Origin of the sequence: Clostridium liquoris (genome assembly GCF_002995785.1) — a bacterium.
GTDB classification, from domain to species: domain Bacteria; phylum Bacillota; class Clostridia; order Clostridiales; family Clostridiaceae; genus Clostridium_AO; species Clostridium_AO liquoris.
Genome location: NZ_PVXO01000007.1, coordinates 22,026 through 47,219, shown reverse-complemented (window position 1 = coordinate 47,219; position 25,194 = coordinate 22,026). Strand labels below are relative to the sequence as shown.

Genomic DNA, 25,194 nt, shown 5'->3' with positions numbered 1-25,194 from the left:
TGTGTTAGGCACGCCGCCAGCGTTCGTCCTGAGCCAGGATCAAACTCTCAATTTAAAAGTTTAATCAAAAATTGCCATAAACTTCGCATTACTTCGTCATGTTGGCTTGCTCCGGTGCTCATTTACTGAAGTAAACTCCGCTCCTCACTGCACCACATTCCCTGTACTGCTTGTTTCTATCAATTTTTTAGCTCATCGCTATTTTAACAGTTACCTGTTAAGAATTGACTGGTTTCTCTTCTCTGTTTAATTTTCAAAGACCATGTCGCTTTATGCAACTTCTATATATTATCACTTAAATTTACCTTTGTCAACATTTTTTTTACTAACTTAACTAAATTTAAGTGCTATACAGTTTATTCATTTCTTCACTGCATTTCGCAGTGACAAATGTTATTCTATCAGATTTATTTTTTTAACATATTTAATTCAATTCTATCAATCAAAATTAAATTAATAATTCTCATAATATCTTAATATTCCTTAATATTTCTTATAATGATACACGTGATAAAGTTGTTAATATTTTATATTAAATTTGAATATATAAAAGAGCTAAAAACCTTATGTATAAAAGTTTTTAGCTCTTTTATTATATATATCTGCATCTTTATTTATCGGTACTTACTTCATTTATTTCACCTATTTTATCTATTTCATCTTCATTATCTATTTCATTTATTTCATCTTCATTATTTATCTTAGTAATTGCTAATACTTTTTCACCTTTATTTGTTTTCATTAAAGTTACACCCATGGCATTTCTGCTTGTTACACTTATATCCGATGCGCATATTCTTATAGCAGTATTACTACTGTTTATTAACATTACCTCATCACTGTCTTTAACTACCCTTGCTGATACTATTTTTCCTGTTTTCTCTGCTACTTTGTAGGTTATAATACCTTTTCCTCCTCTTCTCTGAAGTGTATATTCAGATACAGGAGTTCTCTTTCCAAATCCATTTTCACTAACAATCAATACATATTCATTTTCCACTATTATATCCATACTTACAGCTATATCACCTTTTCTTAAAGTTATAGCCTTAACTCCAGTGGCAGTTCTTCCCATATGTCTGATATCTTTTTCGCTAAACCTTATAGAATAACCATTTCGTGTAACAATTAATATATCAGCATCTCCTCTAGTAACCTTAACCTTGAGAAGTTCATCTCCTTCTCTTAAATTAATAGCAATCAATCCATTCTTTCTTATAGAAGAAAATTCTTTTAGAAGTGTCTTTTTAATAATACCTCTCTTAGTAGCCATTATTAAATATCCTTCTTCTATCTTTCCTCTTATAGGAATTACTTCTTTTACATTTTCATTAGGATTTAAAGGAATTAAATTAACTACATTAGTTCCCTTTGCAGTTCTTCCGGCATCAGGTATTTCATAAGCCTTTATTCTGTATACTCTTCCTAAGTTTGTAAAGAATAATAGATTACTATGAGTTGAAGTAACAACTACCCTTTCAACAAAATCATCTTCTTTTGTTGTCATAGCCTGAATACCCTTTCCCCCTCTTTTTTGAGAAGAATAGGTATCTGCAGATATTCTCTTAATATACCCTGATTTAGTTAATGTAATTACAACTTCCTCTTCCTGTATTAAATCCTCAATATTTATTTCATTAGCATTTTTTTGTATTTCTGTTCTTCTGTCATCACCATACTTATTTTTTATTTCCATTAATTCTTCTTTTATAATGTTTAAAACCAATTCTTCGTTAGCTAATATATCTCTTAAATGGGCTATAGTCTTAATAAGCTCACTGTATTCTTTTTCTATCTTCTCTCGTTCCAAACCAGTTAATCTTTGAAGTCTCATATCTAATATAGCCTGTGCCTGCTTTTCTGATAGACTAAATTTCTCCATAAGACCAGTTCTAGCCACTTCTGTATTCTTAGAAGATCTTATTAAGTTTATAACCTCATCTATATGATCAAGGGCTATTCTTAAACCTTCTAGTATATGAGCACGTGCTAAAGCCTTATCTAATTCAAATTGTGTTCTTCTTCTTATTACTTCCTTTTGGAAATTCAAATAATGCACAAGAATCTGTTTTAAATTCAATGTCTGAGGTTCATTATTTACTAATGCAATCATAATAACTCCAAAAGTATCTTGCATTTTTGTATGCTTATAAAGTTGATTTAAAACTATATTCGGATTTGAGTCCCTTTTTATTTCTATTACTATTCTCATACCATCTCTATCAGACTCATCCCTTAAATCAGATATACCATCTATCTTTTTTTCCTTTACTAAATCCGCCATATTTTCAATAAGCTTTGCTTTATTTACTTGATAAGGCAATTCAGTAACAATAATTCTATGTCTTCCCTTTTCTTCTTCTATATCTGCCTTGGCCCTTACTATTATTCTTCCTCTACCTGTTTCATATGCTTCTCTTATACCAGCTGTACCAAGTATTATACCTGATGTTGGAAAATCTGGTCCCTTAATTTTTGTCATAAGTTCAAGAATTGTTACATCTGGATTTTCGATAATCATATCAATACCATCTATAACTTCTCCTAAATTATGAGGCGGTATATTAGTGGCCATACCTACCGCAATACCTGCTGAACCATTTACAAGTAAATTAGGAAATCTAGATGGAACTACTAAAGGCTCTTTTTCTGACCCATCGAAATTTGGTATAAAATCCACCGTATTTTTATTTATGTCTCTTAACATTTCTACGGCTATTTTGCTCATTTTAGCTTCTGTATACCTCATAGCTGCTGCAGAATCTCCATCTACAGAACCAAAGTTACCATGACCATCTACTAAAGTATATCTTATAGAAAAATCCTGTGCCATTCTTACTAATGCATCATAAACTGAAGAATCTCCATGTGGGTGATATTTACCTAGAACATCTCCGACTATTCTTGCACACTTTCTGTATCCCTTATCTGGATAAAGTCCTAATTCATACATAGAATAAAGTATTCTTCTATGTACAGGCTTTAATCCATCTCTTACATCTGGAAGAGCACGACCTACTATTACGCTCATAGCATAGTCTATATAACATTTTTTCATCTCATGCTTTATATCTACTTCCAAAACCTTTCCTTCATTGCTCATCTGTTTCACACCTTCCACCTTTATATATCAAGGTTTACAACTTTCTTAGCATTTTCCTGTATAAATTCTCTACGCGGTTCAACTTTATCCCCCATAAGAATTGTAAATATTTCATCTGCTGCCATAGCATCTTCTACAGTTGCTTTTAATAAAACCCTTTGTTCAGGATTCATTGTAGTTTCCCAAAGCTGTTCAGCATTCATTTCTCCAAGACCTTTATATCTTTGAATATCTGTACTATTATCTCTTCCTCCAATTTCATTAAGTATATTTTCTAACTCTTTATCTGAATAAACATAATGCTCTTTCTTACTCTTTGTTATTTTATATAATGGAGGCTGTGCAATATATACGTGTCCCTGTTCAACAAGTTCTTTCATATATCTATAGAAAAATGTAAGCAGTAATGTTCTAATATGTGCACCATCAACATCTGCATCTGTCATTATTATTATTCTATTATATCTAATCTTCTCTATATCAAAATCCTTACCTATTCCTGCACCAAATGCTGTTATCATGGATCTAATACTATCTGAATTAAGAATCTTATCAAGTCTTTGTTTTTCAACATTCATTATTTTTCCGCGAAGTGGAAGTATGGCCTGAAATTTTCTATTTCTTCCCTGCTTTGCTGATCCACCTGCTGAATCTCCCTCAACTATATATATCTCACATTCACTAGGATCTTTTGAAGAACAGTCTGCTAATTTCCCTGGCAATGAAGTGCTTTCTAGAACTGACTTTCTTCTAGTTAACTCCCTAGCTTTTCTAGCTGCTTCTCTAGCTCGTGAAGCCATTAATGATTTATCTATAATTGTTTTTGCTATTTGAGGATTTTCCTCAAGAAAGCTTCCTACTCCTTCTCCTACTATACTATCAACAATTCCTCTAACCTCGCTGTTTCCAAGTTTAGTCTTTGTCTGTCCTTCAAATTGAGGATCTGTAAGTTTAACTGAAATTACAGCAGTAAGACCTTCTCTTATATCTTCACCAGATAAATTTTTATCATTTTCTTTAATATGACCAAATCTTTTAGAATAATCGTTAAATACTCTGGTCAATGCAGTCTTAAAGCCTGCTAGATGAGTTCCACCTTCAACTGTATCTATGTTATTGGCGAATGCAAAGATATTTTCAGTGTATCCATCGTTATATTGTAAGGCTATTTCTACAATACAATCGTCCTTTTCTCCCTCTACATAAATTGGTTCAGGATGCAAAACCACTTTGTTTCTGTTTAAATAAGATACAAAGGATTTTATTCCTCCTTCATAATGAAACTGTTCACTTTTTTCTGTTCTTTCATCAATTAAATTTATTTTTGTACCCTTGTTTAAAAAGGCTAGCTCTCTTAATCTTTGAGCTAAAGTGTCATAATCAAATTCTATTTCTTCAAATATTTCTGTATCTGGTTTAAAATAAGCTTTAGTTCCATGTTCATTACTTTCACCTATTTTATCTAACCCTGTAACTGCTTTACCTCTCTCATATCTTTGTCTCCATATATAACCATCTCTTGCAACTTCAATTTCGCAGACCTCTGAAAGAGCGTTAACAACAGAAGCTCCAACCCCGTGAAGACCTCCTGATACTTTGTATCCTCCTCCACCAAATTTTCCTCCTGCATGAAGTACTGTCATTATAACTTCAACTGTTGGCTTATGCATTTTAGGATGCATGCCTACAGGCATACCTCTTCCATTATCCACAACAGTTATTGAGTTATCTTTGTGAATGTATACGTCTATTTTATCGCAAAATCCTGCTAATGCTTCGTCTATGCTATTATCAACTATTTCGTAAACAAGATGATGAAGTCCTCTTGCACTTGTGCTTCCTATATACATTCCAGGTCTTCTTCTTACAGCTTCCAAACCCTCTAATACTTGTATTTGGCTTTCATCATAGCTTTGTTTTTTTTCTTCTACCATATTTATCCTCCTTAATTTTAAGGTTCATAATATAATGTTTCTGATCTTTTAGTTAATGTTGCAGATGAAATTGGTGATAGAAATACTTTACTTTTTTTATCTACCTCTGCTATTATAAAAGACTTAGGTTTTTCCTTGGTTATTCTCTGAACAAAACCATCTTCTTCAGCCATTCTCAAAAACTGTGTTGTATCAGAACTATACATGGATGTTTCTATATCAAATATTCCAATAATATCTTTTAAAGGGACTACAACATTTTCTCCTAAATGTAAAAACACAAAAATTCCTCCCTTGGTGTATAAACCGAATAATATTTTAATTATTAATACATTTTCCTTTTACCACGTTGAATATCTTATAATTCCCCTCTATATGGTTTTTTATATTTTCTAAACCTGTACAGGTAATTACAGTTTGAATATTTTTAATAGAATTTAAAATATATTTTTGTCTTTTTGAGTCTAATTCAGATAAGACATCATCTAAAAGTAGAACTGGATATTCTCCTGTAATATCTTTAATTATTTCCAATGAGGAAAATTTTATAGTTAAAGTTGCTGTTCTTTGTTGCCCTTGAGATCCAAAGTTCCTTACATCAACATGGTTTATTTTTATAGAAAGGTCATCTCTATGAGGACCAACTGATGTGTTTTTCTTTTCAAAATCACTTTTTCTATTTTTATATAAGGCATTAAATAACTCACTTTCTATATCATTTTCTCCCTTTATAGATGATAAATAACCAAAGCTTATGTTTTCTGCTCCTGCAGTTATATCATTATGTATGATAACTCCTTTTTCATTCATCTTTTCTATGTATTTTTCCCTCTCTTTTATAATAAAGGCACCAAACTTAGATAATTGCTTATCATATATTTCTATTATACTTAAAAATTCTTTTCCACCTTTTCTCAACAACGCATTTCTTTCATTAAGCACTTTATTATATTGCACTAAATTATAATAATATTTGTTGCTTAATTTGCATAATTCTATATCCAAAAACTTTCTTCTAAAAGAAGGTGATTCCTTAACTATCTTTAAATCTTCAGGAGAAAACATAACCACATTCAATATACCCAAAAGCTCGGATATTTTATTTATTTTTATAGAATTTACATTTATACCTTTTTTCCCTTCTTTAAATATCTTTATTTCTATTTTTTTATCTAATCTGTTTTTAACCACATATAGCTTAATATAAGCACTTTCAGCATTCCAATTAATCATTTCTTTATCTTTATTAGTTCTGTGGGATTTACCAACACTAGAATAATAAATACTTTCTAAAATATTAGTTTTCCCTTGAGCATTGTCACCAATAAATACATTGACATTTTTATCAAGTTCTATACTTAATTTATTATAATTTCTAAAATTAATTAATTGTAAATATTTAATATACATAAAAACACCTATTATAATTATATCATAATATATCTTTTGCACAAATTAGTATGCACAACGTACAATAAGATCATTTGTTAACTTAACCATACATTGTGCTATACATAATAAAAGTATTATATTATTATATAAGTTTCTTTATTAATTTCTATTTTATCTCCTTTGACTAATTTCCTTCCTCTTCTTAATTCTACTTCACCATTAACCTTGATCATACCATCTTGTATCATCATTTTAGCATCTGATCCCATGCCTACAGCACCACACCATTTTAAAAAAGCATCTAGCTTTATTACATCTGTGTTAATCATTATTTCTTTCATGAAACTACTCTCTCCTTAATTATTTAATAATCTAACAGGAAGAACTAAATAAGTACAATTATCCTGTTCTTTATTTTTTATTACACAAGGACTTACACTGCTTGATAATTCCATAACTATTTCTTCTTCCTCCATTATCTTTAATGCATCTATTAAATATTTTGAATTAAATGCAATTTGTAACGGCTGTCCTTGCAATATTATGCTAACCTCTTCTCTTACCATTCCCAATTGAGAATTAGATGTTATGATCATGTTCTCTTCTTCTATATTTAATTTTATTAAACTTGTATTTCCTTCTTTACCCATAAGAGAAGCTCTTTCAATACAGTTTAATAATTCAGTCCTCTTTACAGTAACTTTTAAATTATATTCTTCTGGAATTATTGAATTGTATCTTATAAATTCTCCCTCTAATAATCTGGATATTATTTTTGTCTCACCTATGCTGAATAAAATATGGTTTGGTGTAAATGTTATATTAACATTGCTATCTCCATCTTCTAATATTTTTGCAACTTCATTTAAAGTTTTTCCGGGAATAACTGCATTGATAGAATTATCACTATCTATATATTCAGATCTAACTGCTAATCTATAACCATCTAATGCTACTAAATTAAATTTCTTATCTTTTATCTCAAATAAAACCCCTGTTAATATTGGTCTTGTTTCTTCTTGAGCTGTAGCAAAAATAGTAGATTTTATCATAGATTTTAATATTTTTTCAGGTATTGAAAACATACTATTTTCATTTATGTTTGTTAACTCTGGAAAATCAGATGGATTCATATGTACAAGAGAGAATCTTGATTTCTGACATATTATTTCAATCGTATTATCATTTCCTGTGCTTATTTCAATAATATCATTAGGAAGTTTCCTTATTATTTCACCAAATAGTTTAGCGTCTACTACAATTGATCCTTCTTCAGATACGTCTGCTTTTATTTTGGTTTCAATGCTTAGATCTATATCCGAACCTGTAAATATTACTGAGTTATTTTTAGCGTTTATTAATATTCCCTGAAGAATTTGCATAGTTGATTTCCCAGTAACAGCTTTTTGAGCTATTGAAATAGCGTCTTGTAATATATTTTTTTCACATGTTATTTTCATATTTTGACCTCCTTAATAATCCACATTGTAAATTATTCATATAGATAGAGTAGATATATAAATTTTTAGTAGTAATAGTAGTAGGGGCTGTGAATTTGTTGATAACCGATACAGCCATTGAAAATATTGAATTTACGAGAAAAAATAATTGTGGATAAGTAATCAACAAAAGTATACTATTATCCACATTATTAAGATAGAAAAATATATTTTTAATTATCCACAGCATATTATAAAGAAATAATAAACAATTGTTAACTATTTTTGAGTTATTTTTTTTGTTAATTCATTTATGGTATTTTGAAGTGATTCATCTTCTTTTAAGTTAGTAGAAATTTTTTCATAAGCATGGATTACTGTGGTATGATCTCTCCCTCCAAACTCTTCTCCTATTTTAGGAAGGGAAGTATCTGTTAATTTTCTACAAAGATACATAGCTATTTGCCTTGGAAAGGCTACATTTCTTGTTCTTCTTGCAGATTTAAAATCCTCTACCCTTAAATTAAAATAACTTGACACTATATCTTGAATTAGCTCTATAGTAACTTGTTTAGATTGTTTATTTGATATTATATCTTTTAACGCCTCAGAAGCTAGATCTATACTTATTTCTTTATTTGTTAGGGATGAGAATGCCACAATTCTTATTAAAGCACCTTCTAGTTCTCTTATATTGGATTTAATTTTAGTTGCAATATACACCATTACTTCATTAGGTATATTTAAATGTTCAACATCCGCTTTTTTCTTTAATATGGCCATTCTTGTTTCAAAATCAGGAGCTTGTATATCAGCTATAAGACCCCACTCAAACCTTGAACGTAATCTATCTTCTAATGTAGGGATTTCTTTTGGTGGTCTGTCACTTGACAGTATAATTTGTTTATTTGCTTCGTATAGAGCATTAAAAGTATGGAAAAATTCTTCCTGAGTTCTTTCTTTTCCTGCTATGAATTGTATATCATCTATTAAAAGTATATCCACATTCCTATATTTATTTCTAAATTCAACATTTTTATCGTCTTTTATTGAATTTATAAGTTCATTTGTAAACTTTTCAGAAGATACATATACAACTTTAGACCTTGGATTATTTTGAAGAACGTAATGTCCTATAGCATGCATTAAATGGGTTTTTCCTAATCCAACTCCTCCATATATAAATAGTGGGTTGTAAGCCTTTGCAGGGGCTTCTGCTACAGCAAGTGAGGCTGCATGTGCAAATCTATTACTATTTCCTATAACAAAAGAATCAAAAGTGTATTTAGGATTAAGCATAGTGGACATTTCATCATTTACTACTACATTAGCAGTAGTATTTGAAATAGTATCTGATTGTTTATTTTTTGTTTCCAAATCTGGTGCATCCTCAGAAGCAATAAAAAATTCTACATTATATTTTTTTGAAGTAATTAATTTTAAAGCATTTATAATAAGATCTTTATATCTACTATTGAGTATGCCCCTGGTAAAATCGTTTGGAACGCATAAAAATAAGGAATTATTTTCAATTTTTACTGGTACAATACTTTTTATCCAGGTATTAAAACTTACTTCTGTAAGTTCTCCTTTTATGATGTTTAAAGTTTTTTCCCAGATATCTTTCAATTGGGTACTCATTTTTTATCCTCCAGTTCAAGTTTATAATAATTAACAATATGTATAAATATTTATGAACATTATTAGTTTTTCTTGACAATTATTAAAAAAAATATTCACATGTTTATAATTTTAGTTGATATTTTCTTTGTATAGAGGTTATAAACATATGTGAATAATTAAATAATAACATTATCAACCTATGAATAAATGTTGGATATTGGATATAATATAATAAAAAAATAAAATTATAAATAACAAGTAACAAGTTATGCACAAAGTTATCAACAGCTGTTGATAACTTTTAAAACAAATTAAGTTATCAACAACCCTTTATTAATAATATCAAAACCTATAAGGGTATTCAAGAAGTTATCCACAAAAAATAATTAAAAATATTAGCAATAGCCTTTTTCTTGACATTAAAGAGTTGTGAATATATAATTTAATAGTAAAACTATAATTGGATAGTAAGGCAATTGCTATATAAAAATCATTTGGCGAGAAGGGGGTGTATTGTAGATGTTTATGACATACCAACCAAAAAAAAGACAAAGAAAAAAAGAACATGGTTTTAGAAAAAGAATGAAATCTTTAGCAGGTAGAAATGTTTTAAAGAGAAGAAGACAAAAAGGTAGAAAGAGATTGACAGCATAAGGCCGCTATTTGTGGCCTTTTTCTGCAATTGCAGAAAAAAAGGAGTATAAGTATGAAGAAATACAAATTACGAAAGAATGCAGAGTTTAGAGTAGTATACAGAAAAGGTAAGTCTTTTTCTAATAATTTGTTAGTGCTATATACTTATAAAAATAATAGGAATGATTTTAATAGATTTGGAGTATCAGTTAGTAAAAAGGTAGGAAAAAGTGTAATACGAAATAGAGTGAGAAGATTGATCAAGGAAAGCTATAGACTTAATTTTGAAAGTTTTAAAAAAGGTTATGACTTGGTAGTTATAGCAAGAACAACTTCCAAAGATAGGAGCTATAATGAAATAGAAACTTCATTAATTAATTTATTTAAAAAGGCAGGCTTATATAATAGTTGAAAAAAATTTTAATTTATCTAATTAAATTTTATAGAAAATACATATCACCTCTTAAAAGACCTTGTTGTAGATTTTACCCAACTTGTTCCCAATATGCAATAGATGCTATATCAAAGTATGGTGTATTAAAGGGTGGATTTATGGCTTTTTGGAGAATTTTAAGATGTAATCCCTTTAATAAAGGTGGATATGATCCTGTTAAATAAAATGTCTGGAGGTTTATGATGAGTCATCTAAATAATGCGTTAGTTCAATTTTTTGTTTATGTGCACAAACTAGTAGCTAACTTAATAACAAATCCAAATTACTCGTATGGAATAACTATTATTCTAGTTACATTAATAATAAAAATAATACTCGTACCTCTTAATATAAAATCAATAAGATCAAGTATTAGAATGACAAAGATTCAGCCTGATGTAAAAAAGTTACAGGATAAATATAAAAATGACCCTCAAAGAGCTCAGCAGGAAATGATGAAACTTTATAAAGATAAGGGAGTAAGTCCTTTTGGAGGGTGTTTACCATTACTTATTCAGTGGCCAATATTATTGGCTTTGTATTATGTGTTTAATAATATAAGTGGAATAAGTGGTGTTAGTTTCCTATGGATAAAAGATTTGGCTAAACCAGATGTTATTCTTGCCGTTCTTTCAGGTGCTACACAATATTATGCAGGAATTCTTATGAATAATCCTGGTGATAACAATCCTCAGTCTAAGCAAGCGTCTGCTATGAATTTATATATGTCATTATTTATGATAGTAATCAGCTGGAAGTTGAAATCTGCACTAGTTTTATATTGGGTGGTAAGTAACTTAATTCAGATGGGTCAAACGATTTTTACTAAGAAGTTAGAAGAAAAACACATGGCAGAAAATGATGCCTAGGGGGTGTTTACGGTATGAAGACAATAGATATGACGGGAAAGACAGTAGAGGATGCTGTTAGTAATGCGATAAAAGAGCTTAATGTAACACAAGATAAGGTAGAAGTTCAAGTCCTTGATGAAGGCAGTAAGGGGCTATTTAAATTAATTGGAGCAAGACCTGCAAAGGTTAGAGTAACTGTAAAAAAAGATTATGGATATGAAGCAAAGGCATTTTTAAAAGAAATTTTAAAAAACATGGGAGTAGAGGCGGAAATAACAGTTAAAGAAGAAGAAAAGGTTTTAAAAATTTCTATGACGGGACCAGATATGGGTATACTTATAGGATATAGAGGAGAAACATTAGACGCACTTCAATATTTAGTTAGTCTTGCAGTAAATAAGGATCATGAAAATGAATACAAGAGGGTGCTATTAGATACGGAGAACTATAGGCAAAAAAGGGAAGAAACTTTAAAAAGGCTTGCTATAAAGATAGCTAATAAGGCAAAGAGAACAGGAAAAGTTATAAAATTAGAACCAATGAATCCATATGAAAGAAGAATAATTCACTCTGTTCTTCAAAATGATCCCTATGTTGAAACCTATAGCGAAGGTGAGGAGCCTTATAGAAGAGTAGTTGTAGATTTAAAGAAAGCCTAATGATGGCTTTCTTTTTAAATTTATAGTAATAAAAAAGCTGTAACAATAAGGGGTGTAAAAATATGAAAGAATTTGATACTATAGCAGCGGTGTCAACAGTATTAGGTGAAGGCGGAATTTCAATTATTAGGGTTTCAGGAGATAAGTGCTTAGGTATAGTAGATAGTATCTTTAAAGCTAAGAATGGAAAAAACTTAAGCGATATGAAGCCTTATACTATGAGATATGGGCATATTATAGAAAAGGAAACGGGAGATATTTTAGATGAAGTTTTAGTAAGCTTCATGAAAGGTCCTAGAAGTTTTACAGCGGAAGATACAGTTGAAATAAACTGTCATGGCGGAGTTACACCTACAAAAAAAGTATTGCAAGAAGTTATAAAAGCTGGCGGAAGACTTGCAGAGCCTGGAGAATTTACAAAAAGAGCTTTTTTAAATGGAAGAATTGATTTGAGTCAGGCAGAAGCGGTTATTGATATAATAAGATCTAAAACTGAATTATCAATGAAATCAGCAGTTTTACAGTCTGAAGGAAGAGTTTCTAAGGAAATAAATTCTTTAAGAAATAAATTACTTCAAATCATAGCACATATAGAAGCTACTGTTGATTTCCCAGAGGAAGACTTAGAAGAAATTACGGGAAATGAAGTAAAAAAGGATTTAATGGAAATAGAAAAAGATATAGATAGACTATTAGATACAGCAGATGAGGGGAAGATTCTTAGAGAAGGGCTAAATGTAGTTATTGTTGGTAAACCCAATGTTGGAAAATCATCATTATTGAATGCACTTCTAATGGAAAAAAGGGCGATAGTTACTGAGGTTCCTGGAACTACAAGAGATGTTATAGAGGAATATATAAACCTAGATGGTGTGCCAATAAAAATAGTAGATACAGCAGGAATTAGAGAAACAGAAGATATCGTTGAAAAAATTGGTGTTCAGAAATCAAAAGAAAAAATAAATGAATCAGATTTAGTTATTCTTATGTTGGATTCAAGTGCAGAATTGGACAATGAAGACTATGAAATAATAGATTATATAAAAGATAAAAAATACATAGTTCTTTTAAATAAAAGAGATTTAGGATGTAGGATAAATACAAATCAGCTGAAAGAATTAAATTCTAAATATATAATAGAAACCTCAGCAAAGACTGGAGAAGGAATTGAAAAACTTAAGCAATGTATAAAGGATTTATTCTTCAATGGAGAAGTAAAATCTGGAGATGTTATAATAACTAATACAAGACACAAGGAGGCTTTAATCAGAGCAAAGGAAAGCTGCAAGTCAGCTATGGATACTTTAACCAATACCCTTGCTATAGATTTAGCTTCTATAGATATTAGAAATGCATGGTTAACACTTGGTGAAATTACTGGAGAAACCTTGGAAGAAGATATTATTGATAAAATATTCTCAGAATTTTGTTTAGGAAAGTAGGGAGAAAAGAATGAAATATTATGCGGGAGATTATGATGTAGTTGTAGTTGGAGCAGGCCATGCTGGTTGCGAGGCAGGACTCGCTGCTGCAAGAATTGGTTGTAAGGTTTTAGTGTGTACTATAAATCTTGATAGTGTAGCTTTAATGCCATGTAACCCCAATATAGGAGGTACAGCTAAGGGTCATTTAGTTAGAGAAATAGATGCATTAGGTGGAGAGATGGGAATAAATATAGATCACTCCTTCATACAATCAAGGATGCTAAACACTTCTAAGGGACCTGCTGTACATTCTCTAAGAGCACAGGCGGATAAAAGAAGATATTCTGAAAGAATGAAAAATATACTTGAAAAGCAGGAAAACCTAACATTAAAGCAAATAGAGGTAATTTCTATAGATTTAGAGAATGGTAAAGTTAAAGGAGTATTAACCAAAAATGGAGCCTATTATATTACAAAGACAGTTATATTAGCCACAGGCACTTACTTGAAGGGGAAAGTAATTATAGGAGATATAAGTTACAGCAGCGGACCTAATGGTTTATTTCCTGCAAATGATTTATCACAATGCCTTTTAGATTTAGGAATAAAACTAAGAAGATTTAAAACTGGAACACCCGCTAGAATTAATGCAAAAACTGTAGATTTTTCAAAGATGATTGAACAGCCAGGTGATGACAGAATAGTTCCCTTTTCTTTTATGAGTGATAATTTAGAAAGGGATCAAGTTTCCTGTTATTTAACTTATACAAATGAAAATACTCATGATATTATAAGAAATAATATCAATAGATCACCTTTATATAATGGTTCTATAGAAGGAATTGGACCAAGATATTGTCCTTCAATAGAAGATAAGGTTATGAGATTTCCCGATAAGGAAAAACATCAGGTATTTATAGAACCAGAAGGGGAAAATACAGATGAATTATACGTTGGTGGAATGTCCAGTTCTATGCCTGAAGATGTTCAAGTGGCTATGTATAGAACTGTCCCTGGGCTTGAAAATGTTGAGTTCTTAAGAACAGCCTATGCTATAGAATATGATTGTATAGATCCTCAACAATTAAAATTATCATTGGAATTTAAAGATATTGAAGGATTATTTGGGGCAGGTCAAATTAATGGAAGTTCAGGTTATGAAGAAGCTGGATCTCAAGGACTAATAGCAGGTATAAATGCAGCTATGAAGGTTAAAGGTAAGGAACCGATTATTTTAAATAGATCAGATGCCTATATAGGTGTATTAATAGATGATTTAGTAACTAAAGGAACTAATGAGCCTTACAGAATGATGACATCACGTTCAGAGTATAGACTGCTTTTAAGACAAGACAATGCAGATTTAAGGCTGACAGAAATTGGACATTCAGTAGGACTTGTAAGTGAAGAAAGATATAACAAGTATTTAGAAAGAAAAAAATCAATCGAAAAAGAAATAGAGAGAATAAAAAATCTTCAAATAACAAATAAAAAGGAAGTTAATAAGTTTTTAGTATCCTTAAACTCTACTGAACTTAAAAAACCTATTAGTTTATATGAATTGATAAAAAGACCAGAACTCGATTATTTTAAAGTACAGATTTTAGATTTAGAAAGACCGGAATTATCATTTGATGTACAAGAAGAAGTAAATACTATGTCAAAATATGAAGGATATATAGAGAAGCAGTTAGAGCAGGTTAAGCAATATAGAAAATTTGAAAAAAGAATTATTCCTGAAAATATTGATTATAGTAATGTACATGGATTAAGAATAGAAGCTATACAAAAATTAAATAAGATTAGACCAATGAATATAGGTCAGGCTTCTAGAATATCAGGAGTATCTCCAGCAGATGTATCTGTACTTCTAATTTATTTGGAGCATAAATCTAAAAAATACAATGAATAAATTTAATATTTTATATATCGGAGGTATAATATGCAATATTATGATCTTTTGAGTTCTGCATGTATAGATATTGGCATAAGTTTTGATGAAGAAATATACAATAATTTTATTAAATATAAAGATTTGATAAAAGAGTGGAATGAAAAAATCAACCTTACTGCTATAACAGAAGATGAAGACATTATAAAAAAGCATTTTATAGATAGTATTAAAATTTATAAATTTTCTCCATTAAAAGAATGCAAAAAAATAATGGATATTGGTACAGGTGCTGGATTCCCTGGGATACCAATGAAAATTATAGATAGTAGTAAAGAAATAGTCCTATTGGACTCTCTAAATAAAAGAATAAAGTTTCTTAATGAAGTTGTAAATGAATTAGCTTTAACTAATATTACTACTTTGCATGGAAGAGCTGAGGACTATTCGAGAAAAGAAGAATACAGAGAGAAATCTGACGCCGTTGTCTCAAGGGCTGTTGCAAATTTAGCAGTATTAAGTGAATTTTGTATACCTTATGTAAAATTAGGTGGATATTTTGTTGCTATGAAAGGACCGGCTATAGATGAGGAAATAAAAGAAGGGGAAAATGCTATATCAACGTTAGGTGGTAAAATTGAGGATATTATAAAGGTGCAAATAGAGGAAAGTGATTTACAACATAATTTAGTAGTAATAAAGAAAATAAAAAATACTCCGCAAAAGTATCCCAGAAAAGCAGGTACTGCGGCAAAAAGTCCAATTAAATAATAGTATTTATTCTGTAGCAATTTGTCATAGAAATATTATAAAATAAAGAAGGATTTTAAATAAGTTTGGAGAATTGTTAATTAAAGGAAAGCATAAGAGGGATGGTTAGTTATGGAAGAGAATGTAAAGTATATAAGTGCAGAGCTAATTTCTCCTAATGTATATCAGCCAAGAAAGATATTTAATGAAGAAGCTATAGATGAGTTAGCTAAATCAATAAAAAGCTATGGTATAATCCAACCTCTATCAGTAAGAAAAATGGGAGAAAATAGATTTGAACTTGTTGCAGGAGAAAGAAGATTAAGAGCTGCTAAAAAAATTGGGTTAAAAGAAGTACCCGTTATAATCGTTGATGTGACAGATAAAGAATCTGCAGCTATTGCATTGTTAGAAAATATACAAAGAGAAGATTTGAATTTTTTAGAAGAAGCTGAAGCTTACTATAATCTAATAAAAGAACATAATTACACTCAAGAACAACTGGCAGAGCTTATAGGTAAGAAACAATCAACTATAGCCAATAAAATAAGATTACTTAAGCTGTCACCGGACGTCAGAAAAATATTATTAGAAAATAATTTAACTGAAAGACATGCCAGAGCTTTATTGAAATTACCAACGGATGAATTACAAAAGAAAGTATTAAGGGTAATTGTAAGAAAGAACTTAAATGTAAAGAAAACAGAAGAATTAATAGAAAACGAATTGATAAAAATAACTGAAAACAACTTAGCTAAGGATGGGAAAAAGAGGATTAAAGGAATATTTACTCCTAAGGTTTATATAAATACAGTAAAGCAAGTATTTGATAAATATGGGGTAACGGCTCAATATACATCCAAAGAATTAGAAGATAGAATACAAATTACTGTTACTATTCCTAAAAAATAGATTGTTTCACGTGAAACAATTTTTAATTGAAACTAATATTAAGGAACTTCTACATTAAGAAGTTCCTATTTCTATTAAATTTTTATAAAGTACTTTTAATATTATGTTAATGACTATATAATTAATATAGTAAAGGGGTTATTACATAGAAAAGTAGGTGGAGAAGTATATGAAGGTTATTTCTATTTTCAACCAAAAGGGTGGGGTAGGTAAGACTACAACTAATATAAATTTATGTTCTTATCTTTGTATGGAAGGGTATAAAGTGCTTTCAATAGATATAGATCCTCAAGGAAATACTACTAGTGGTTTAGGAATTGATAAGAGAAAACTAAATCTTTCAATATATGATGTATTAACATCTGATCTTTCAATAAAAGATGTAATTAAACAAAGTGAACTTATAAGTAATTTATATATAGCGCCATCTACAATGGAGTTAGCGGGAGCAGAAGTTGAATTGATTGGTACCGATAATAGGGAAGCTATATTGAAGGACAAAATTGCTTCAATTAAAGACGATTTTGACTTTATATTTATAGACTGTCCACCATCTTTAGGTCTCTTAACATTAAATGCATTAGTTGCCTCAAATAGTGTTCTAATACCTATTCAGTGTGAATTTTATGCCTTGGAAGGAGTAGGGCAATTAGTTAATACTATTCAGCTTGTTAAAAGATCCCTAAATAAAGAACTAGAGGTAGAAGGGGTTATAATGAGTATGTTCGATGGAAGAACAAACCTTTCAATTGATGTCGTTACAGAAGTAAAGAAATATTTTAAGGATAAAGTATATGAAACAAGTATTCCTAGAAATATTAGATTAGCAGAAGCACCAAGCTTTGGATTACCTATTCTTTTATATGATGGAAAATGTAAAGGTGCAGAGGCCTATGAATGTTTAACTAAAGAATTTTTAAGGAGGCAGAAATAGAGAAGGATGAGTAAAAAATCTGGATTAGGAAAAGGCTTAGGGGCTCTTATTCCTGAAGAAATTAATGAAGATGTGCCTAATGATAATAATATAAATAAATTATCCATGGCTTTAATAAAGCCTAATAGTGGACAACCACGAAAAAGATTTGATGAAGAAGCGATAATTCAATTATCTCAATCGATTAAAGAACATGGATTAATTCAACCCATAATAGTTAAGGAAGATAATAGTGTTTACACAATAGTAGCAGGGGAAAGACGTTGGAGAGCAGCAAAGCTAGCTGGGTTAAAGGATATTCCAGCAATAATAATGGATTTAAGTGATAAAGATGTGTTAGAAATATCATTAATTGAAAACATACAAAGACAAGATTTAAACCCTATTGAAGAGGCAAAAGCATATAAAAAGCTTCTGGATGATTTTAAGTTAACCCAAGAAGATCTCAGTAAAAGAATTGGTAAATCAAGAACAGCAATTGCTAATTGTTTAAGATTATTAAACTTAGATAAAAGAGTTCAGGATTACTTAATTGATGGGGTTATTTCAGAAGGTCATGGTAGAGCTATCTTATCATTAACGGATAATGAATTACAATATAAAGTTTCACAAACTGTTATTGATGAGAATTTAAGTGTAAGAGAAACAGAAAAACTTATACGAGAATTGTCTAATACAAAATCACATAATAAGAAAAAAGAAAATAAATCTAATAATCCATATTACATGGATCTAAAAAATAGATTAGAAGAGTTATTTGGAACGAAAGTATATCTTAATACTAAGAAAAATAAAGGGAAAATTGAAATAGAGTATTACTCAGAGGAAGATCTTCAAAGGATACTAGATATATTAAAACTATAATAATATAAACACTAAGCTAATGTTTCACGTGAAACATTATAGGAAGGGGAAAGATACATGGAAAATATATTAAGTATTATAAACAACCTTCAAACTATAATTGTCATAATACTTGCAGTGATGGTAATTATTTTATTTTTTATAGTAATTATACAATCTAAGTCTATTAATAGGTTGGAAAATAAATATAGAAAGTTTATGAGAGGGGTTGATAATAAAAATATTGAGGAACTTATTACTATGTATTTAGATAAAATAGATAAAGCAGCTGAACAAACAGAACACATGAATGAGTTATATAAATCATTAAATAATAAATTAAATTCATGTGTGCAAAAAGTATCAATAGTGAGATATAGGGCTTTTGAAGATGTAGGAAGTGATTTAAGCTATTCTATAGCTTTTTTAGATAATAAAAACGATGGTATTATTCTCACTGGTATTTATGGAAGAAATGAAAGTACAACCTATGCTAAGCCAATAGATAAAGGATTGTCAAGGTATGAACTTTCAGAAGAAGAGAATTATGTATTAAAAGATGCCATGAATAAAGCTGTATAAACATGAATAAAAAATCCCCCTTAGGGTAAAATTACCTAAAAGGAGGTTTTTTTATGGTGGTATGTGTTACAGAGGAGCTTAGATATATAAAGGAAGAATTGGAGGAAAGGGGATATAAGGTAATTACTTCAATAGATAATGAGACTTGTGATGCAATAATATGTAATTTGAAAAATGGTGGATTGTCAAAATTAAGTATGAAAAATAGTATAAATAGGGATGGAACTTTAATAGTAGATATAGGATGTAAAAGTGTAGATGAGATAGAATATATACTTAATAATAGAACTTATAGCTCAATATTGTAAATAGCAAAAGCGCATTTATATGATTATATACTTTGTAATATAATAATAGCCAAGATAATTAAACAAATATTTTCTTGGCTATTATTATATCATATATTATCTGATATAATATGGTCGGAAATGGTTTTTTCTGTTTTTTTACCGCCGACAGTTTTTAGTATGGAATGATAAATACCATTTGAAATTGTATCAGCTAATTCCATTACGGTATTTAATCTTGTGTTTTGTAAAACCATAAATTCTAGTGCCCCAGAAATATTAACAATACCGGTTATACTAAGATTGCCAACTGGAGGCAAATTTTTGTTCATTGCGGAGCCAGGTGATAAAGGTTTTTCTTCAATGCATATCTTACCTATATTTTGAACATTTCCGAGACAAGCATCAATTGCTATAATATATGGGTCCTTAAATTCCTTTTCGATTTTACTGATAATTTCGCATATATTTTTAGCATGAACAGGACTTTTTAAATTTCCGTATATATATAAGTTTTCTCTTGATAAAAACTGTAATTTGTGACCTACCAATGGTCCAAGACTATCACCTGTAGATCTATCAGAACCTATACAGAGAAAAATAATTTCTCTTTTAGATTTTATAACAGGTAGTATATATTCACATAAGGTATCTCTTAATATTATAGCAGAATTGCTTAATGATGAATCAATAACAATTTTTTCTTTCATAAAAAAACCTCCCATTTGGAATTATATCCATGGGGAGGTTTTTTATACATTTAGTTATAATACTTCCACGCTTTTTAAGACCTTATAAAATACTACTAAAAATATACAAAAGAACATTCCTGAAAGGCCATTTACTTTTAAGCCAATAAAAATTGATGCTAAAACTGCAACTGGATGTATTCCCAAAGAAGAGGATACTATTTTAGGCTCAAGTATTTGCCGTACTACTGTTACTACTATATACCAAATAAGTATGCCGAAAGATGTAAAATAATCTTTCTGAATAAACATATAAATTAAAGCCAATGGAATATAGATTCCTCCTATCCCTAGAATAGGCAGTATATCAAAAATTGCAGCAATTATACTTAATATAACTGCATACTTCACCTTTAGAATTGAAAAACCAAGTAAAGTCTCAATAAAAGTAATGCTTATAACCAATAAATAAGATAATGCATAATTTACAAGCATCTTTTTGGATTGAGCAAAGATGTATTGCATTCTATCAGGATTATCTGTTGGTACATGGCTTAAAAATTTGTTTTTTGCAGATGTAAGATCTTTAGTAAAGAAGTAGGTTGAAAGCAATGTAAATAATATAACCATGAATAAATACGGTATATATGTTAAAAAAGAAATTACACCTTGAACAATTTTACTTGTAATTAACATAGTAAGATTTGAAATTTTAGATACTGAACTAAGTAAAGTATTTTCTATTGCATTAATTATTGATGGATCTAAATTATTATAATAGATATTTAGGTTTTGAAAAAAATTATATATATTATTTGAATTATTAGATAAATAATTTTGAGTGTTTTTGCCTAGCTGAATAGCTTCCTTAGTTAGAGAAGCTATTCCTAGAGATAATAGTAGTATTATAAGTGTAAAAAATATTAAAGTAGTAATTAAAGATGCAATGCCTTTTTTTATTTTAAATTTGCTAATTAATAATTCTGTAGGCTTTTTTAGAATTAAAGAAAAAATAAAAGCTAGTACAAAGGGTAATGCATAATTTAAGGCTTTAAAAAATACTAAAAATACAAGAGTATATATAATAAAAAAAAGAATAATTTTATCAAACTTTTCTATAAATCTATCCATTTATTCACTTCCTTTTCCATATATTATATAAGCTATCTATAGTATAGTTTATATCCTCAATTGTATTAAAAAATCCTAAACTAAACCTTACAGTTCCATTAGGGAAAGTACCAATGGTTTTATGTGCCAATGGAGCACAATGTAGACCTGTTCGTGTTTCTATACCAAATTCACTATCTAATATATAAGATAACACTGAATTTTCAATATCCTTAAAATGGATTGATATGGTTGGAACATAAGAAATACTTTTGTCATATCCATAAATTTTTATAAAATCCATGTTCATTAACTTTTCTAAAAATGCTTTAAATAGATATATTTCCTTTTCATGAATATATTCAATACCTGTATTTTTAATAAAATTTATTCCATAGTATAATCCCGCTATACCTGGTGTATTTAAAGTTCCACTTTCAAATTTATCTGGCAAAAATGTAGGCTGAAATATATTCTCAGAATCGCTGCCTGTGCCGCCTTCTATGAATGGTAATGCTTCTTCATTTAGTTCATCAGATATTATAAAACCACCAGTTCCTTGAGGACCTAATAGACCTTTATGACCGGTAAAAGCTAAGGCACTGCAATTTAATTTACTGAAGTCTAAAGGAATTACTCCAGCAGTTTGAGCAGAATCAACAATAAAGTATATACCTTTTTCTTTACATATGCGGCCTATTTCTTCTAATGGCTGTATGGAACCAATTATATTTGAAGCATGGGACATTACCACAAGTTTAGTATTATTTTTTATTTTCTTTTTAAATTCTTCTATAGGGATTATTCCATTAGGAGAACATTGTATTATGTCAACCTCAACATTCTTTAATTTTGAAATTGAGCTTAATGGCCTTAATACAGAGTTATGCTCCATTGAGGAGGTTATTATATGCCAATTGTCCTTTATTATGGATTTCAATAATATGTTTAATGAGGTAGTAATATTAGAGGTAAAAATTATGTTTTCTATTTTGTTAAAATTAAAAAATTCGCCTATTATTTTTCTGCAATTATATACAATTCTACTACTTTCTAATGCACTAGAATAAGCCCCTCTGCCAGAACTTGCGCCAATGTTTTTCATATAGTATAACATTCCGTCATATACGCAGTCTGGTTTTGGAAAAGTAGTAGCAGCATTGTCTAAATATACTTTTATAACAATCAGCTCCCTTATAAGTAACAAATTTAAAATATTAGTTATAAATTTATTATCTTTATCATGTATTTGCTATAATTATAGTATAATATTACATTATATACTATAGAATAAAATTTTAAAATTGCATTATGGAGGAATATTAAATGAGTAAAATTATAGATTGTAGGGGATTAAAGTGTCCTGAACCAGTGATTCAAACAAAAAAATACTTTGAGTCTATTAATGAGGGTGAAGGAGAAATAATAGTTGACAATGAAATTGCAAAAAATAATATATTAAAATATTGCAAAAATATTGGATATAAAGTAGAGTTGAAAGAACAAAGGGAAGGATATTATAGAATAATTGCAAATAAAGAATTACAGTGTAAATGTGAAGATATAAGTTTTAATAACGGGACAGTTACCTTAGTTATTTCTACTAATGAATTTGGAGAAGGTAGTAAGGAACTAGGAACAATGTTAATGAAGAGTTATATGTTTGCATTATCAGAAAGTGATAAAATACCTGAAAATATAATATTTTTAAATAGTGGAGTATTGCTAACTACTAAAGGTTCAGAGGTATTAGATAGTCTGACAAAACTTCAAGAAAGGGGTTCTAATATATTGAGTTGTGGAATGTGTTTAGATTATTATAATTTAAAGGATAAGCTAGAAGTTGGAGAGATATCAAATATGTACACTATAGTAGAAAAAATGGGTAATTCTAATAACACTATAAAATTATAATGTATGGAGGATGAAATTGGATAATTATTATCTTTTAATTTTTAATAATACTTTGGAAGCTATGGAAGGTGAGAATGTGCTAAAGGGATATAACATTCCCTTAGTAATTATGCCTACTCCCACAAGTATAACTAAAAGTTGCGGCATAGGCATAAGAATAGAAAACCCTTATGTAGAAAAGATTGTAAAACTTAAAGAACAGGGTAAAATTAAAATAAAAAATATTTATGTAGAGGAAGACTCCTCTTATAGACTATATATTTAAACATAGACAATAAAAATTAAAATAATGAGGTGAATTAACTATATTAATGAGGGATAAAGTATTTTTGCTCAATATACAGTGGTCTAAGCTTTTAGATTTTATAAAAAAAGAGGATATATACAAATCCATTAATAACATTATAGGTGATATAATAAGAGTTATTATTGTACTTATATTAATGTATATAATAATAAAAATAGGAAATAAAATTATAAATAGATTTGTTGAAAAACAAAGTAAAATGAGATTTTCACTAGATGAGAAAAAATCTAAGACTTTGGGTGCTGTTTCAAAAAGTATACTTAAATATTCTGTTTACTTTTTTGGGATATTTATAATTACGGAAATACTTTTTGGTATACAAGGATTGACCTTTGCAAGTATAGGTGGTGTAGCTATAGGGTTTGGGGCACAAAACCTTGTAAAGGATATAATAAATGGATTTTTTATATTATTTGAGGATCAATATGCTGTGGGAGATTATGTAACCATACAAGATAAAGGTGGAATTGTCGAAAGTATAGAACTGAGGATTACAAGAATAAGAGATTTCAATGGAGATCTATATATAATTCCTAATGGTTCTATTAGGGAGGTTACAAATCATTCCAGGGGTAACATTAGAATATTAGTGGACATAGATATAGCTAATGATGAAAATGCAGATAAGGCAATTTTAGTAATAAAGGAAACCTGTGAGAAGTTTAAAAAGGAAAATAAAAACGTAGTTGATGGGCCTGATGTTTTGGGGATAACTCAGCTCAAAGAAACAGGTACTACAATTAGAATAGTTGGAAAGGCTAAACCTATGACACAATGGGATGTAGAAATAGAACTAAGAAAAAAAATAAAAGATGAGCTTGATAAAGAAAATATAAGAAGAGCATACCCAATGATAAGAATATCAAAGGAGGAATAGTATGGCTAAAGTTTTTAATATTGGAGATATAGTTGAAATGAAAAAGACCCACCCTTGTGGAAGTAAAGAATGGAAAATAATAAGAATGGGAGCAGATATTAAAATAAAATGCTGCGGATGTAGTAGAATCATAATGCTTGAAAGAAGTAAATTCGAAAAAGATATGAAAAAAGTAATCAAAACTGGTGAAGAATTAGAAAATAATAAATAAAAACATATTGCTTTTTATTTTCTTTAGTGATAAAATGTTTCGTAGTCCCTGCTGTGGAAACCACAGCCGTTAGTCCAAGGGGAGGAGGTGAATTCTAATGAGAAAATATGAAACAATATTTATACTACATCCATCATTAGACGAGGAAGCTGTTAATGCTGCTGTTGATAAATTTAAGGGTGTTATTGAAAATGCTGGTGGAGTAGTAGAAAACGTTGATTTATGGGGCAAGAGAAAGCTTGCTTATGAAATAGAAAAAGTTAATGAAGGTTACTATACATTAGTGAACTTTTCTGCTGAACCACAATTGCCAAAGGAATTAGACAGATTATTTAGAATCAATGATTCAGTTATCAGACATATCATTGTTAAAGATGAAAAATAGGTGGTGTTTTA

The 25,194-nt window shown here is 29.3% G+C and carries 28 protein-coding genes; 18 read left to right on the top strand and 10 right to left on the bottom strand.

The annotated features are described in order from the left end of the window. Positions 1–610: 610 nt before the first annotated feature. From gyrA to dnaA, 7 genes are all read right to left on the bottom strand, one after another. Entirely contained in the window at positions 611–3,103 is a 2,493-nt protein-coding gene (gyrA, locus tag CLLI_RS01970) for a DNA gyrase subunit A (RefSeq protein ID WP_106062575.1), read from the bottom strand. A 20-nt stretch (positions 3,104–3,123) separates the two neighbouring features. Continuing rightward, on the bottom strand, positions 3,124–5,037 hold the full coding sequence (gyrB, locus tag CLLI_RS01965; protein WP_106062574.1) for a DNA topoisomerase (ATP-hydrolyzing) subunit B: 1,914 nt from the start codon (positions 5,035–5,037) through the stop codon (positions 3,124–3,126). 17 nt (positions 5,038–5,054) lie between these two features. Beyond that, positions 5,055–5,318 carry an extracellular matrix regulator RemB gene (remB, locus tag CLLI_RS01960; protein WP_106062573.1) on the bottom strand — a complete coding sequence of 88 codons (264 nt, stop codon included), beginning with the start codon at positions 5,316–5,318 and terminating at the stop codon, positions 5,055–5,057. Positions 5,319–5,355: 37 nt separating this feature from the next. Then, the gene (gene recF / locus CLLI_RS01955) at positions 5,356–6,447 is read right to left on the bottom strand and encodes a DNA replication/repair protein RecF (RefSeq protein WP_106062572.1); all 1,092 of its coding nucleotides are present in this window, start codon (positions 6,445–6,447) and stop codon (positions 5,356–5,358) included. Between the two features lie 116 nt (positions 6,448–6,563). Further along, the gene (locus CLLI_RS01950; protein WP_106062571.1) at positions 6,564–6,770 is read right to left on the bottom strand and encodes an RNA-binding S4 domain-containing protein; all 207 of its coding nucleotides are present in this window, start codon (positions 6,768–6,770) and stop codon (positions 6,564–6,566) included. 15 nt (positions 6,771–6,785) lie between these two features. After that, the gene (dnaN, locus tag CLLI_RS01945; RefSeq protein ID WP_106062570.1) at positions 6,786–7,889 is read right to left on the bottom strand and encodes a DNA polymerase III subunit beta; all 1,104 of its coding nucleotides are present in this window, start codon (positions 7,887–7,889) and stop codon (positions 6,786–6,788) included. 258 nt (positions 7,890–8,147) lie between these two features. After that, positions 8,148–9,509: a chromosomal replication initiator protein DnaA gene (gene dnaA / locus CLLI_RS01940; RefSeq protein WP_106062569.1), complete on the bottom strand. Its 1,362-nt coding sequence runs from the start codon at positions 9,507–9,509 to the stop codon at positions 8,148–8,150. 501 nt (positions 9,510–10,010) lie between these two features. On the opposite strand from dnaA, the gene rpmH reads away from it, so the two are divergent. The 13 genes from rpmH to CLLI_RS01875 all read left to right on the top strand — a co-directional run bounded on the left by rpmH (position 10,011) and on the right by CLLI_RS01875 (position 19,711). After that, the gene (rpmH, locus tag CLLI_RS01935) at positions 10,011–10,145 is read left to right on the top strand and encodes a 50S ribosomal protein L34 (RefSeq protein ID WP_106062568.1); all 135 of its coding nucleotides are present in this window, start codon (positions 10,011–10,013) and stop codon (positions 10,143–10,145) included. A 52-nt stretch (positions 10,146–10,197) separates the two neighbouring features. Then, entirely contained in the window at positions 10,198–10,536 is a 339-nt protein-coding gene (rnpA, locus tag CLLI_RS01930) for a ribonuclease P protein component (protein WP_106062567.1), read from the top strand. Further along, positions 10,533–10,742, top strand: coding sequence for a membrane protein insertion efficiency factor YidD (gene yidD, locus CLLI_RS01925; protein WP_106062566.1), 210 nt, complete (start codon positions 10,533–10,535; stop codon positions 10,740–10,742). Before rnpA ends, yidD begins: the two co-directional genes overlap by 4 nt. Positions 10,743–10,760: 18 nt before the next feature. Beyond that, positions 10,761–11,426, top strand: a complete 666-nt coding sequence (locus CLLI_RS01920) for a membrane protein insertase YidC (RefSeq protein ID WP_106062565.1) — start codon at positions 10,761–10,763, stop codon at positions 11,424–11,426. A 14-nt stretch (positions 11,427–11,440) separates the two neighbouring features. Beyond that, positions 11,441–12,067, top strand: coding sequence for an RNA-binding cell elongation regulator Jag/EloR (jag, locus tag CLLI_RS01915; protein WP_106062564.1), 627 nt, complete (start codon positions 11,441–11,443; stop codon positions 12,065–12,067). 62 nt (positions 12,068–12,129) lie between these two features. After that, entirely contained in the window at positions 12,130–13,509 is a 1,380-nt protein-coding gene (gene mnmE / locus CLLI_RS01910; protein ID WP_106062563.1) for a tRNA uridine-5-carboxymethylaminomethyl(34) synthesis GTPase MnmE, read from the top strand. Between the two features lie 10 nt (positions 13,510–13,519). Next, entirely contained in the window at positions 13,520–15,403 is a 1,884-nt protein-coding gene (gene mnmG / locus CLLI_RS01905) for a tRNA uridine-5-carboxymethylaminomethyl(34) synthesis enzyme MnmG (protein ID WP_106062562.1), read from the top strand. A gap of 30 nt (positions 15,404–15,433) precedes the next feature. Further along, positions 15,434–16,153: a 16S rRNA (guanine(527)-N(7))-methyltransferase RsmG gene (gene rsmG / locus CLLI_RS01900; RefSeq protein WP_106062561.1), complete on the top strand. Its 720-nt coding sequence runs from the start codon at positions 15,434–15,436 to the stop codon at positions 16,151–16,153. Between the two features lie 111 nt (positions 16,154–16,264). Beyond that, positions 16,265–17,044 (top strand): nucleoid occlusion protein, encoded by a 780-nt coding sequence (noc, locus tag CLLI_RS01895; RefSeq protein ID WP_106062560.1) that lies wholly within the window; start codon positions 16,265–16,267, stop codon positions 17,042–17,044. A 169-nt stretch (positions 17,045–17,213) separates the two neighbouring features. Next, the gene (locus CLLI_RS01890) at positions 17,214–17,978 is read left to right on the top strand and encodes a ParA family protein (protein ID WP_106062559.1); all 765 of its coding nucleotides are present in this window, start codon (positions 17,214–17,216) and stop codon (positions 17,976–17,978) included. A 6-nt stretch (positions 17,979–17,984) separates the two neighbouring features. Then, positions 17,985–18,842 carry a ParB/RepB/Spo0J family partition protein gene (locus tag CLLI_RS01885; RefSeq protein ID WP_106062558.1) on the top strand — a complete coding sequence of 286 codons (858 nt, stop codon included), beginning with the start codon at positions 17,985–17,987 and terminating at the stop codon, positions 18,840–18,842. A 57-nt stretch (positions 18,843–18,899) separates the two neighbouring features. After that, positions 18,900–19,403 (top strand): DUF4446 family protein, encoded by a 504-nt coding sequence (locus tag CLLI_RS01880; protein ID WP_106062557.1) that lies wholly within the window; start codon positions 18,900–18,902, stop codon positions 19,401–19,403. 53 nt (positions 19,404–19,456) lie between these two features. Beyond that, the gene (locus CLLI_RS01875; protein WP_106062556.1) at positions 19,457–19,711 is read left to right on the top strand and encodes a YkuS family protein; all 255 of its coding nucleotides are present in this window, start codon (positions 19,457–19,459) and stop codon (positions 19,709–19,711) included. Positions 19,712–19,800: 89 nt separating this feature from the next. On the opposite strand, the gene yyaC is transcribed toward CLLI_RS01875, so the two are convergent. From yyaC to CLLI_RS01860, 3 genes are read right to left on the bottom strand one after another with little or no spacing between them, the layout of a single operon-like run. Next, positions 19,801–20,400 carry a spore protease YyaC gene (yyaC, locus tag CLLI_RS01870; protein WP_106062555.1) on the bottom strand — a complete coding sequence of 200 codons (600 nt, stop codon included), beginning with the start codon at positions 20,398–20,400 and terminating at the stop codon, positions 19,801–19,803. A gap of 54 nt (positions 20,401–20,454) precedes the next feature. Then, entirely contained in the window at positions 20,455–21,510 is a 1,056-nt protein-coding gene (gene ytvI / locus CLLI_RS01865; protein WP_106062554.1) for a sporulation integral membrane protein YtvI, read from the bottom strand. Between the two features lie 4 nt (positions 21,511–21,514). Beyond that, positions 21,515–22,669, bottom strand: a complete 1,155-nt coding sequence (locus CLLI_RS01860) for an aminotransferase class V-fold PLP-dependent enzyme (protein ID WP_106062576.1) — start codon at positions 22,667–22,669, stop codon at positions 21,515–21,517. Positions 22,670–22,815: 146 nt separating this feature from the next. On the opposite strand from CLLI_RS01860, the gene yedF reads away from it, so the two are divergent. From yedF to rpsF, 5 genes are all read left to right on the top strand, one after another. Then, complete coding sequence (gene yedF, locus CLLI_RS01855; RefSeq protein WP_106062553.1) at positions 22,816–23,403, top strand: sulfurtransferase-like selenium metabolism protein YedF; 588 nt, start codon at positions 22,816–22,818, stop codon at positions 23,401–23,403. 16 nt (positions 23,404–23,419) lie between these two features. Then, positions 23,420–23,668 carry a putative Se/S carrier protein gene (locus CLLI_RS01850; protein WP_242975493.1) on the top strand — a complete coding sequence of 83 codons (249 nt, stop codon included), beginning with the start codon at positions 23,420–23,422 and terminating at the stop codon, positions 23,666–23,668. A gap of 46 nt (positions 23,669–23,714) precedes the next feature. Beyond that, entirely contained in the window at positions 23,715–24,587 is an 873-nt protein-coding gene (locus CLLI_RS01845) for a mechanosensitive ion channel family protein (protein ID WP_106062551.1), read from the top strand. A 1-nt stretch (position 24,588) separates the two neighbouring features. Continuing rightward, positions 24,589–24,798, top strand: coding sequence for a DUF951 domain-containing protein (locus CLLI_RS01840; RefSeq protein ID WP_106062550.1), 210 nt, complete (start codon positions 24,589–24,591; stop codon positions 24,796–24,798). Between the two features lie 97 nt (positions 24,799–24,895). Beyond that, positions 24,896–25,183 (top strand): 30S ribosomal protein S6, encoded by a 288-nt coding sequence (gene rpsF / locus CLLI_RS01835; RefSeq protein ID WP_106062549.1) that lies wholly within the window; start codon positions 24,896–24,898, stop codon positions 25,181–25,183. Positions 25,184–25,194 lie beyond the last annotated feature (11 nt).

Coding starts and splice junctions, on each gene's coding strand:
- gyrA (WP_106062575.1), bottom strand. CDS start 3,103: ATGAGCAATGAAGGAAAGGTTTTGGAAGTAGATATAAAGCATGAGATG.
- gyrB (WP_106062574.1), bottom strand. CDS start 5,037: ATGGTAGAAGAAAAAAAACAAAGCTATGATGAAAGCCAAATACAAGTA.
- recF (WP_106062572.1), bottom strand. CDS start 6,447: ATGTATATTAAATATTTACAATTAATTAATTTTAGAAATTATAATAAA.
- CLLI_RS01950 (WP_106062571.1), bottom strand. CDS start 6,770: ATGAAAGAAATAATGATTAACACAGATGTAATAAAGCTAGATGCTTTT.
- dnaN (WP_106062570.1), bottom strand. CDS start 7,889: ATGAAAATAACATGTGAAAAAAATATATTACAAGACGCTATTTCAATA.
- dnaA (WP_106062569.1), bottom strand. CDS start 9,509: ATGAGTACCCAATTGAAAGATATCTGGGAAAAAACTTTAAACATCATA.
- rpmH (WP_106062568.1), top strand. CDS start 10,011: ATGTTTATGACATACCAACCAAAAAAAAGACAAAGAAAAAAAGAACAT.
- rnpA (WP_106062567.1), top strand. CDS start 10,198: ATGAAGAAATACAAATTACGAAAGAATGCAGAGTTTAGAGTAGTATAC.
- CLLI_RS01920 (WP_106062565.1), top strand. CDS start 10,761: ATGAGTCATCTAAATAATGCGTTAGTTCAATTTTTTGTTTATGTGCAC.
- jag (WP_106062564.1), top strand. CDS start 11,441: ATGAAGACAATAGATATGACGGGAAAGACAGTAGAGGATGCTGTTAGT.
- mnmE (WP_106062563.1), top strand. CDS start 12,130: ATGAAAGAATTTGATACTATAGCAGCGGTGTCAACAGTATTAGGTGAA.
- mnmG (WP_106062562.1), top strand. CDS start 13,520: ATGAAATATTATGCGGGAGATTATGATGTAGTTGTAGTTGGAGCAGGC.
- rsmG (WP_106062561.1), top strand. CDS start 15,434: ATGCAATATTATGATCTTTTGAGTTCTGCATGTATAGATATTGGCATA.
- noc (WP_106062560.1), top strand. CDS start 16,265: ATGGAAGAGAATGTAAAGTATATAAGTGCAGAGCTAATTTCTCCTAAT.
- CLLI_RS01890 (WP_106062559.1), top strand. CDS start 17,214: ATGAAGGTTATTTCTATTTTCAACCAAAAGGGTGGGGTAGGTAAGACT.
- CLLI_RS01885 (WP_106062558.1), top strand. CDS start 17,985: ATGAGTAAAAAATCTGGATTAGGAAAAGGCTTAGGGGCTCTTATTCCT.
- CLLI_RS01880 (WP_106062557.1), top strand. CDS start 18,900: ATGGAAAATATATTAAGTATTATAAACAACCTTCAAACTATAATTGTC.
- CLLI_RS01875 (WP_106062556.1), top strand. CDS start 19,457: ATGGTGGTATGTGTTACAGAGGAGCTTAGATATATAAAGGAAGAATTG.
- yyaC (WP_106062555.1), bottom strand. CDS start 20,400: ATGAAAGAAAAAATTGTTATTGATTCATCATTAAGCAATTCTGCTATA.
- ytvI (WP_106062554.1), bottom strand. CDS start 21,510: ATGGATAGATTTATAGAAAAGTTTGATAAAATTATTCTTTTTTTTATT.
- yedF (WP_106062553.1), top strand. CDS start 22,816: ATGAGTAAAATTATAGATTGTAGGGGATTAAAGTGTCCTGAACCAGTG.
- CLLI_RS01845 (WP_106062551.1), top strand. CDS start 23,715: ATGAGGGATAAAGTATTTTTGCTCAATATACAGTGGTCTAAGCTTTTA.
- CLLI_RS01840 (WP_106062550.1), top strand. CDS start 24,589: ATGGCTAAAGTTTTTAATATTGGAGATATAGTTGAAATGAAAAAGACC.
- rpsF (WP_106062549.1), top strand. CDS start 24,896: ATGAGAAAATATGAAACAATATTTATACTACATCCATCATTAGACGAG.